This window comes from uncultured Parvimonas sp., from assembly GCF_963524015.1.
Classification (GTDB): domain Bacteria; phylum Bacillota; class Clostridia; order Tissierellales; family Peptoniphilaceae; genus Parvimonas.
This window is the reverse complement of record NZ_CAURDT010000013.1, coordinates 1-10,052: the sequence shown is the minus strand read 5'-3', so window position 1 is coordinate 10,052 and position 10,052 is coordinate 1. Positions and strand designations below refer to the sequence as shown.

General features: G+C 31.5%; 10 protein-coding genes. All 10 read right to left on the bottom strand.

Annotation, left to right across the window (positions count from 1 at the left end; genetic code table 11):
- Positions 1-63 precede the first annotated feature (63 nt).
- The 10 genes from pyrE to RWJ08_RS07485 all read right to left on the bottom strand — a co-directional run bounded on the left by pyrE (position 64) and on the right by RWJ08_RS07485 (position 9,982).
- Positions 64-645, bottom strand: a complete 582-nt coding sequence (pyrE, locus tag RWJ08_RS07530) for an orotate phosphoribosyltransferase (RefSeq protein WP_313961654.1) — start codon at positions 643-645, stop codon at positions 64-66.
- A gap of 9 nt (positions 646-654) precedes the next feature.
- A complete protein-coding gene (locus RWJ08_RS07525) occupies positions 655-1,551 on the bottom strand; it encodes a dihydroorotate dehydrogenase (protein WP_313961653.1) in 897 nt (298 codons plus the stop codon).
- The gene (locus tag RWJ08_RS07520) at positions 1,551-2,279 is read right to left on the bottom strand and encodes a dihydroorotate dehydrogenase electron transfer subunit (RefSeq protein WP_313961652.1); all 729 of its coding nucleotides are present in this window, start codon (positions 2,277-2,279) and stop codon (positions 1,551-1,553) included. Before RWJ08_RS07520 ends, RWJ08_RS07525 begins: the two co-directional genes overlap by 1 nt.
- Positions 2,269-3,123: an orotidine-5'-phosphate decarboxylase gene (gene pyrF / locus RWJ08_RS07515; protein ID WP_313961651.1), complete on the bottom strand. Its 855-nt coding sequence runs from the start codon at positions 3,121-3,123 to the stop codon at positions 2,269-2,271. Before pyrF ends, RWJ08_RS07520 begins: the two co-directional genes overlap by 11 nt.
- Positions 3,123-4,310 (bottom strand): dihydroorotase, encoded by a 1,188-nt coding sequence (locus tag RWJ08_RS07510; protein WP_313961650.1) that lies wholly within the window; start codon positions 4,308-4,310, stop codon positions 3,123-3,125. The genes pyrF and RWJ08_RS07510 overlap by 1 nt, the downstream gene beginning before the upstream one ends.
- The gene (locus tag RWJ08_RS07505; protein ID WP_009355043.1) at positions 4,294-4,737 is read right to left on the bottom strand and encodes an aspartate carbamoyltransferase regulatory subunit; all 444 of its coding nucleotides are present in this window, start codon (positions 4,735-4,737) and stop codon (positions 4,294-4,296) included. Before RWJ08_RS07505 ends, RWJ08_RS07510 begins: the two co-directional genes overlap by 17 nt.
- Positions 4,737-5,657, bottom strand: a complete 921-nt coding sequence (gene pyrB / locus RWJ08_RS07500) for an aspartate carbamoyltransferase (RefSeq protein WP_313961649.1) — start codon at positions 5,655-5,657, stop codon at positions 4,737-4,739. The genes RWJ08_RS07505 and pyrB overlap by 1 nt, the downstream gene beginning before the upstream one ends.
- A gap of 418 nt (positions 5,658-6,075) precedes the next feature.
- On the bottom strand, positions 6,076-7,902 hold the full coding sequence (locus tag RWJ08_RS07495; RefSeq protein ID WP_313961648.1) for a nucleoside-diphosphate sugar epimerase/dehydratase: 1,827 nt from the start codon (positions 7,900-7,902) through the stop codon (positions 6,076-6,078).
- Between the two features lie 2 nt (positions 7,903-7,904).
- Positions 7,905-8,789: a UTP--glucose-1-phosphate uridylyltransferase gene (locus RWJ08_RS07490; RefSeq protein WP_313961647.1), complete on the bottom strand. Its 885-nt coding sequence runs from the start codon at positions 8,787-8,789 to the stop codon at positions 7,905-7,907.
- A 2-nt stretch (positions 8,790-8,791) separates the two neighbouring features.
- Entirely contained in the window at positions 8,792-9,982 is a 1,191-nt protein-coding gene (locus RWJ08_RS07485; protein WP_313961646.1) for a DegT/DnrJ/EryC1/StrS family aminotransferase, read from the bottom strand.
- Positions 9,983-10,052: the final 70 nt, after the last annotated feature.

Sequence of the window (10,052 nt, the reverse complement as noted above, 5' to 3'; positions counted from 1 at the left end):
GCAACAAGGTTCCCGGGTACCCACCCGATGCAAAGCATCGTGGAAGGGTGGGGTTCTTATAGCTTAAAATTTTTTTCTGCTTCCCGGTTTTACAAGTTCAATTTTTCCCTCTTTACAAAGTGGACAATCATCTTTTTCAAAAGCTTGAACATTTAAGGAAATCGCTGGGAAAAGTGGATATTCTATGTTAGATTTTCCATTTGTCCTATCAACTATTGAAGCAATTCCAACAACATTTGCTCCATGTTCTTTTAGTACTTTTATTGTTTCCAATGATGATTTTCCTGTTGTAACAACATCTTCAACTACAAGCACATTTTCTCCCTCATTTATGAAAAATCCTCTTCTTAAAGTCATCATTTCATTTTCTCTTTCTGTGAACATCGCTCTTACTCCCAAGGCTCTTCCCAATTCGTAGGCAATTACAATTCCACCCATTGCAGGTCCAACTACTGCATCAACTTTTACATTTGCATCTTCAAGTTTTTTCTTAATTACCTTACAAACTTCTTCAGCTTTTTCTGGATACATCAAAAGTTTTGCACATTGAACATATTTGTCGCTATGTTTTCCTGATGATAATAAGAAATGTCCTTCTAATAATGCTTCACTTTCTTTTAATAATTCCAATACTCTTTGATCCATAATTTCCTCCTAAATAATTCCTCTAATTTCTTCTAAATTTTTTATATTTTGTTCTTTACAGAATTTTTCCATTCCTTCAATTATCTCAATCATTACTCTCGGATTGATAAAGTTTGCCGTTCCAACTTGAATTGCGGTTGATCCTGCCATAATAAATTCAATTGCATCTTGCCAATTCATTATTCCGCCCATTCCGATAATCGGAACATCTACAACCGAAGCAACATCTCTTACCATTCTTAAAGCTATAGGTTTTATACAAGCACCTGAAAGTCCCGCAGTTACATTGTCGAAAACTGCTTTTCTATTATAAATATCTATCGCCAAAGCATTAAATGTATTTACAAGTGAAAGGCAATCCGCTCCCGCTTCAACACAAGTTTTTGCCATTTCTTTTATATTTTCAGCATTTGGAGATAATTTTACCATAAGGACTTTATCCGTATTTTCTCTAACTTTTCTTACGATTCTCTCTGCAATATCACATTTTATTCCAAAAGCCATTCCGCCTGATTTTACATTCGGACATGAAATATTTAATTCAATTATTTTTATATTTGTCTTATTAATAAGTTCAACTGATTTTAAATAATCCTCTAATTGTGAACCTCCAATGTTTGCTAAAATCTGTGTATCAAAACTTTCCATAAAAGGTAAATCTTCTTCAATAAAAGTCGGTACTGAAGGATTTTGAAGTCCGATACTGTTCATTATCCCTGCAGGTGTTTCGTAAATTCTAATTCCCGTATTTCCGTCTTTACCTGCAAAAGTAAGTCCCTTTGTAGAAATACCGCCAAGTCTATTTAAGTCGATATATTCTGCATATTCTCTACCGAAACCGAAAGTTCCTGACGCTCCGATAACGGGGTTTTTAAATTTAACTCCACAAATATCTACTTCCAACATTAAAAATTCACCTCCTTAACTTCAAATACAGGCCCTTCCTTACAAATTCTTTTCATTCCATTTTTAGTTTTACAACTACAAGCTAGACAAGCCCCAATTCCACAACCCATTCTACTCTCTAAAGAAACATAGACAGGTATGTCAAATCCTAAATTTTTTACTGAATTCATCATAGGATTTGGACCACAACAATAAATTACATCATAATCATCTTTTATTATTTCAGTTATGAATCCCTTATGTCCTATACTTCCCGTATTTGTTGCGATATATGTATTTTTTGTAAATTCCTTAAACTCTTCAGTAAAATATATTTCATCTCTAAAGCCTGCATATAAATCGACATCGGCTTCCAATTTCTTTGCAAGATATAGCATTGGTGCAATTCCAATTCCCCCTGCAACAAGTGCGACTTTTTTACCCTTATATTCATCAATCGGAAATCCGTTACCAAGTGGTCCTAAAATTTCTATGTTGTCTCCTACTTTCTTTTCAGACATAATCTTTGTCCCTTTTCCCACAACTGCATAAAGAAAAGTTAATTTATTGTCCTCCATATCGCAGATGCTTATCGGACGGGGAAGCATAGTCCCGTCCTCAAAGCATTTAACCATATAAAATTGACCAACTTTAGCTTTAAATTCCCCCTTGACATCCATTTTGTAAATGCCTTCGGAAATTTTTTCATTTAAAATTATTTCAACTTTTTCGTATGATTTATTCTCCATAAATATCCTTCCTCATATTCAAAACGGATTCTCTTGTATAATGAGCAAATCTTTCTTCGCCGTCTTCAAATTTTTGATAGTATTTTATAATTCCTCTTGAAGAGTTTACAACTCCACCATTAAAGTCATTCAAATAAGTTCTTATGTCTTCTGCTTTTGCACCTTGTGCCCCATATCCCGGTAATAAGAAGAAAATATTTTTATATCTTTCTCTTATCTTCTTAGCTTCTTCACTATGAGTTGCTCCTACGACAAATCCCAAAGGAGAATATCCACATTCAGAAGTCAATTCATCAGCAAATTTTTTAAGTTCATCTCCAACTTTGAAGTATAGAGCTTCTCCGTTGTAATCAAGACATTCAATATCCTTCGCTCCCTCGTTTGAAGTTCTAAGCAAGACAAAAACTCCCTTTTCTCCAGTTTTTAAATAATCTAAATAAGGTGTTATACTGTCCATTCCCATATATGGATTAAGAGTTATAAAATCCGCTTCAAATTCTCCTTTAAAATGTGCCTTTGCATATTCCTTTGCAGTACTTGCAATATCTCCTCTTTTAACATCTCCGATACTTAAAAGTCCTTTTTCTTTAAGATATCTTAAAGTTCTTTGATAAGCAATAAGCCCTTCAAGTCCGTTTGCTTCATAATATGCAATTTGTGGTTTGTAGATTGCTACAATATCACTTGTCGCATCAATTATTGTCTTATTATATTCAAAAATTATATCTGAAATTTTTTCGTGTTTTTCTTTAATATAATTTGGAATATAATCTAAATGGCTGTCAAGTCCTACACAAACAAATCCCTTTTCTTTTACCGCTTCATATAATCTATCTACTATCATTAAAATTCTCCTTTATATTTTATTTCGCCTGCTTTAATTGTCATAAGCACTTCTCCATAAAGTTCCATTTTATCAAAAGGTGTATTTTTCGCTTTTGATGCAAATTTACTTGAATCTACAACAATTTTTTTATCAGTATCAACTATAACCAAATCTGCAAAATATCCCTCTTTTAAAAGGCCTTTTTTAATTCCCATTAAATTAGCTCCACCATAGGACATTACCTTTGACAAAGTTCTTATGTCGATATTTCTCTCTTTAACCAATTTTGTATTACAAATCGCAAAGGCAGTTTCAAGTCCAACAAGTCCCGGACTTCCATTTGCCTTATCCTCTGCAGTATGTGGTGCATGATCAGTTGCAATCGCATCAACTGTTCCGTCCAAAATTCCATCAATCAAAGCATCTACATCAGCCTTTTCTCTTATCGGTGGATTTACTCTGTAGGAATTATCCCAAAGTGCAATATGATGTGGAGTTACTTCGCAAGTAACCTTTACTCCCTCTTTTTTCCCACGTCTTACAGCTTCCAAAGAGTCGATTGTACTGACGTGGCAAAGATGAATTCTTCCATCCAATCTCTTTGCAAGATATACATCCCTTAAAGTCATAAGGTCTTCCGCTATTCTGTAATCAATTGGAGAAAGTTCACTTTCTGCATGTATCATTATGATTTTATCGTATTTTTTCGCCTCTAAAATTGCTCTGTACATTGTAGTTTCGGAAAGCACACCCTTACCGTCATCGGATAAAAATTTTGCATTTTCAAATTTTGAATAGTCAACCAAATTTTTTCCGTCAAAATTTTTAGTAACTGCAACTATTTGATTTATATCTACTAAATCCAATTCCTTTGCTCTCTTCATTATATCATTATAAGTTTCTAAATCACTGCAAACAGGCTTTGTGTTTGCCATTGTATTTACAGTTGTATATCCACCTCTTAAAGCTGAAAGTGAGCCTGTTTTTAAATCTTCCTTATAAGTAAAACCCGGATCTCTAAAATGCACATGCAAATCCACAAATGCAGGCATAACAGTCTTTCCATTTGCATCTATAATTTCAAAACTGTCATCAAAACTCAAATTTTCGCCAATTTCTACAATCTTGCCGTCTTCAATTTTTATCTCTCCGACTCTATTTATATCTTTATCCACTAAAATTGCATTTTTAATTATTTTTTTCACTATGTCCTCCACAAGAATATAAATTATCACAGTAATTACATCTATAAATTCCCTTTTCTCTATTAACTAATATAAATTTATTTTGAACATTTTCGTGGCAAGTTATACAACGTGGATTTTTACATTTTATAAAACCCTCTACCTTTTCAGGTAAAATCATTGAAAGTTTTTCCTTGATTTTTTCGTTTTCTATGATGTTTACAGTCAAATCTTTATCGATTAAACCTAAAATCGCAAGGTCAATATCCATAACATTTTCAATCTTTATCATGTCTTTTTTGCCATATTTTTTAGAATCTGCATTCATTATAAGTGCAACTGTAAAATCTGCACTATCCAATTCTAAAAGTTTAAAAATTTCATATCCAAGACCCGGTTTAATATGGTCTATTACAATTCCGTTTGAAATACTATTAATATTTAACATTATTTTACCTCCAATAATTTTAAGATTAATGCCATTCTGATTATCATACCGAATTTAACTTGATTAAAATACTTTGCTCTAGGGTCTGAATCGACTTCTGTCGCAATTTCATTTACTCTTGGCAATGGGTGAAGAATTATCATATCATCCTTTGCTGTTTTCATCTTCTTATTATCTAAAATGTAAGTATCTTTAAGCCTTACATAATCAGCCTCATTGAAAAATCTTTCCCTTTGAACTCTTGTCATATATAGAATATCAAGTTTATCCATAACTTCTTCTATTGTTCTAACTTCAATAAACTCTACATTATGATCATTTAGATACATCTTAATATATTCTGGAATAACGAGCTCAACCGGTGAAATAAAGATAAATTTATTTCCCTTAAACTTTGAAAGTGTCTTAACAAGTGAATGAACAGTTCTTCCGAATTTTAAGTCGCCACAAAGACCGATAGTCATATTTTTCAAAGTTTTCTTATATTGAGAAATTGTAAGTAAATCTGTAAGAGTTTGAGTGGGATGTTGATGTCCTCCGTCTCCTGCATTAATAAAAGGAACAAGTGTTACTTCTTTTGCAAGTTCAGCAGAACCTTCGTGAGGATGACGCATAGCTATAATATCAGAATAACAACCTACTGTTCTTATTGTATCTTGTAGGCTTTCCCCTTTAGTTGCTGATGAAACTTTTGGATCCGGAACAGTTATACAACTTCCACCAAGTCTAAGCATAGCCGCTTCAAAACTCAATCTTGTTCTTGTTGACGGTTCAAAAAATAATGAAGCTAAAACTTTTCCCCTACATTTTTCTGAAAATTTTTCAGGATTATTATAAATCTCTGCTCCTAACTCCATAAGTTCAAGTAACTCTTCACAAGAAAAGTCCTCACTACTAACTAAATTTCTAAATTTTTTCATACAATCCCTCCTATTAAGTCATTTTGTCATAATCACAAAAAAAGGAAATAACTAAAAGTTATTTCCTAAAATTTAAAATATTAACGAAAAATATTGAATATAATTCCTTTACAAAGTCCTTAACAGCTTTGATAAAAGGAAATTTTATAAACTTAAAAAAAATGCTAGAAATACATTTTTTAAAAAATGAATTCCTAGCTAAATTACTAAGTTTATTAAAAAGAGAAAATTTAAGACCAAAAACAGAAGAGTCAATTAAACAATTATTCTTGCTATTAAAAACCGACATTTTAACTGAATTCGTCATAAAATTTACCTCCGTCAAATTTTCTTTGACTATTATACAATAATAGAACTATATTGTCAATACATTTTTAAAAGATTTCACAAAAAAACTCCACCTTTTTGGTGGAGTATTCTACTTATTCAACAAGTCCGGCTTAAATGTCGGAACCATATCTTTTAAGATGTCTGTAATTTCTTTTTTATCCAGAGTGTTTTTAACTTTATCAAGTCTTTCAAGTCCATCTTTTAGAGCTTCTACATCGTGAACTATAGGTTTTTCTATAAATATTTTTTCATATTCAGTTGCAACTGAATTTTCCATATTTAATAGTATTTCTTCATAAAGTTTTTCGCCCGGTCTAAGTCCTGTAATCTTTATGTCAATGTCCTTATAAGGTTCATAGCCAGAAAGTCTAATAAGGTTCTTTGCCAAATCTAGTATCTTAACTGGTTCACCCATATCAAGTATAAAGATTTCTCCCCCTTTGGCGATTGCTCCTGCTTGTAATACAAGTTGGCAAGCCTCAGGAATTGTCATAAAGTATCTTATTATATCTTCGTGAGTAACTGTAACAGGTCCACCCTCTTTTATTTGATTGATGAAAAGTGGAATTACAGATCCGTTTGAGCCCAATACATTTCCGAATCTAACTGCAACAAATTCTGTTTTGGATTTTTCGTTAAATGTTTGAACTAAAATTTCACAAATTCTCTTTGTAGTTCCCATTACAGATGTCGGATTTACAGCTTTATCTGTTGAAATTAAAACGAATCTTGAAACCCCATGCTTATCACAAGCTCTTAGAACATTTAGAGTTCCAAAAACATTGTTTTTAATTGCAGAAGTTGAGCTGTTTTCCATAAGTGGAACATGTTTATGAGCAGCTGCATGAAATACTACATCCGGTTTATATTTTCCAAAGATAATATCCATTCTTACTGCATCTCTTATTGATTCAATTTCTACAACTAAATCCAAATCCTTATAATGTCTTACAAGTTCCATTTGAATTTCATAGGCATTATTTTCGTAGATGTCTAAAATTATCAATCTTTTTGGACTGAATTTCGCTATTTGTCTACAAAGCTCGGAGCCGATTGAACCGCCTCCACCTGTTACCAAGACCGTTTTATTTCTCAAGAAATCATTTAGGACTTCTTGATCTAATTTAACTTCATCACGTCCAAGTAAATCTCCAATTTCAACATCTCTTAGATCTCTTATATTTAATTTTTGATCATCAATTAATTCATACATTCCAGGAATTATTTTAATCTTCATAGATAATTTTGAACAAATATCTGAAATGTCTTGTTGAATTTCCCTATTTGCTGAAGGCATTGCCAAAATAACTTCATCAATTCTAAATTCGTTAATTGCTGAAATTATTTTTTCTTTTCCACCAACAACTGGAATTCCTAAAATTTCTGTTCCTATTTTATTTTTATCGTCATCAATAAAAACTACAACCTTATATCCTAATTCTTTATGTTTTCTAAGTTCATTAAGAACTAAGACCCCTGCATCTCCAGCACCAACTATTAAAACTCTTTTAAGTTTTTCAACAGGGATTGAAAAAACTAAATTTTTTCTAGCTTTTGAAAGATATCTTGTACCAGTAACAAAGAACATATCAATTACAAATACAAGTGCCATAACACTTCTCGGAAATCCTACATTCATTGAAATCAAAAATATTCCTGTTAGAACATTTGCTACAACTATTGCCATAAAAATTCTAGACAATTCTTTAAAATCAGCATATCTCCACATTATTCTATATAATCCAAATAGAGCAAAAACTACAATTTTGATTAAAACTATAGGAATTATCCATTTGCTATACATATACCAATAATTTGCAGGAATATGCCAGTCAAATTTTAATAAAAATCCTAAATAGTAGCAAAGATTTATAACTATAATATCCAGTATTATTAAAAATATTTTTCTGACCATTATTATTCTCCCATTTTAAAATCCGATGAAACTAATTCTTTCAAATACTCCTTAACAGCATTTTTATTTGTTTCATCTTTTAAGCCATATTCAACACTTGCAATCAGAACTCCAAGTTTATTTCCAACGTCATAAGTTTTTCCGTCAAATTTATATCCTAATAAATCTCCTTTTAAAGTCAATTCATTTAAGGAGTCTGTAAATTGTATTTCTCCATTTTTTCCTGCTTTTTGATTTTCAAGAATTTCAAAGATTTCATTTTTAACAATGTATCTTCCGACCATCGCTAAATTTGAATTTGTTTCATCAATACTCGGCTTTTCTATAAGTCTAGTTGAGTCAAAAACATCTTTTTCGATTTCTTTTCCTTCCAAAATGCCATAATTGTGTCTTTTTTCATCAGGCACAACTTCAACTCCTACTACTGTTTTTCCATATCTGTTATAAATATCAACAAGCTCTTTTGTGCATGAACTGTCTTTACAATCAATTATAACATCCCCCAAAACAACTGAAAAATCTTCGCCATTTACTGCTTCTTTTGCACAAAGAATTGCATGTCCCAATCCTTTTTGTTCTTTTTGAATTATAAAGCTTATCTTACATTTTAATATTTTTTCTAAAGATTCAATATCACTTTTTGATACATTATTCGAATTTTTAACTCTTGGATCAATTTCAGAGTTAAAATGCTTATCAATAGTAAAATAATCTTCATTTACAATAAGAATTACCTCATCAATTCCTGCCTCTACAACTTCTTCAATAACATATTGTAAAGTAGGTTTGTCAAAAATCGGCAACATTGCCTTTGGAACACCTTTAGTTGCAGGAAACATTCTAGTAGCGAGTCCAGCAGTTGGAATCACGACTTTTTTTATCTTCATAACTACACCAACGCCTTCAAATTTTCAATTACATAATCAACTTGTTCATCTGTCAATAAAGTATGAAGTGGCAAAGTAATTTCTGATTTATAATTATCATAGGCATTTGGATAATCCTTGATGTCAAAACCTAAATTCTTATAAGCAGTATGCATAGGCAAAGGCTTATAATGAACATTAGTTGAAATTCCTCTTTCAGCCATCTTTATAATTATTTCATTTCTCTCTTCTTCACTTGCACCATCGATATTTACAATATAAAGATGACAACAAGATTTTCTATCTTCTTCAAAGTGAACAAAAGGTTTAATTCTTGTTCCTTCAAATCCTCTATTATATCTTTCTACAATTTCAAAACGTCTTTTCAACAGATTCGGATATCTCTTTAACTGAGCTAAACCAATACCTGAAGCAATATCAGTTAAATTGCATTTATAATTAGGAGCAACAATATCATACTCCCAAGAACCAGGTTTCATCTTTGAAAGAGCATCCTTTGATTGCCCATGCAAAGATAAAAGTTGAAATTCTCTATAAATTTCATCATTATCCAAGCCTAAATCTCTATTCCAAGTAACTGAGCCACCCTCAGCAACAGTAAAATTTTTAACTGCATGGAAAGAAAAACAAGTAAAATCAGCAATACTTCCACTTGGTTTGCCTTTATATACAGCTCCAAGTGAATGAGCAGCATCAGCCATAACTATAACTCTACCGATTTTTTCTTGTAATTTATTATTAGGCTTAAATAAGGCTTTCTTTTTTTCTACAATTTCAAAAATTTCATCATATTTACAAGGCTTCCCAGCCAAATCAACTGGAATAATTACCTTTGTCTTTTCTGTAATAGCATTTTCTAAAGCTTTTAAGTCCATAAACTTATCTTCTTTATTACAATCAACTAAGACAATTTTTGCTCCAACGTGATGAATAACACTTGCAGATGCAGTATAAGTATATGCACAAGTTATAACTTCATCTCCTTCTTCAACTCCAAGAACTCTTAAAGTAAGCTCCATTGCAGCTGTTGCAGAGTTTAAACAAACTGTCTTATCTGTATTTGTAAAAGCAGATAGTTCTTGTTCTAATCTTTTAGTTTTCGGACCAGTTGTTATCCAACCTGATTTTAAAGTATCAACAACTTCATCAATCTCTAATTGGGTAATATCTGGTGGAGAAAATTCTATTCTCATATAATCACTGTCCTATCTATTGTTGTTATTATTATTTCTATTGTTGTTATTATTATTTCTATTGTTGTTA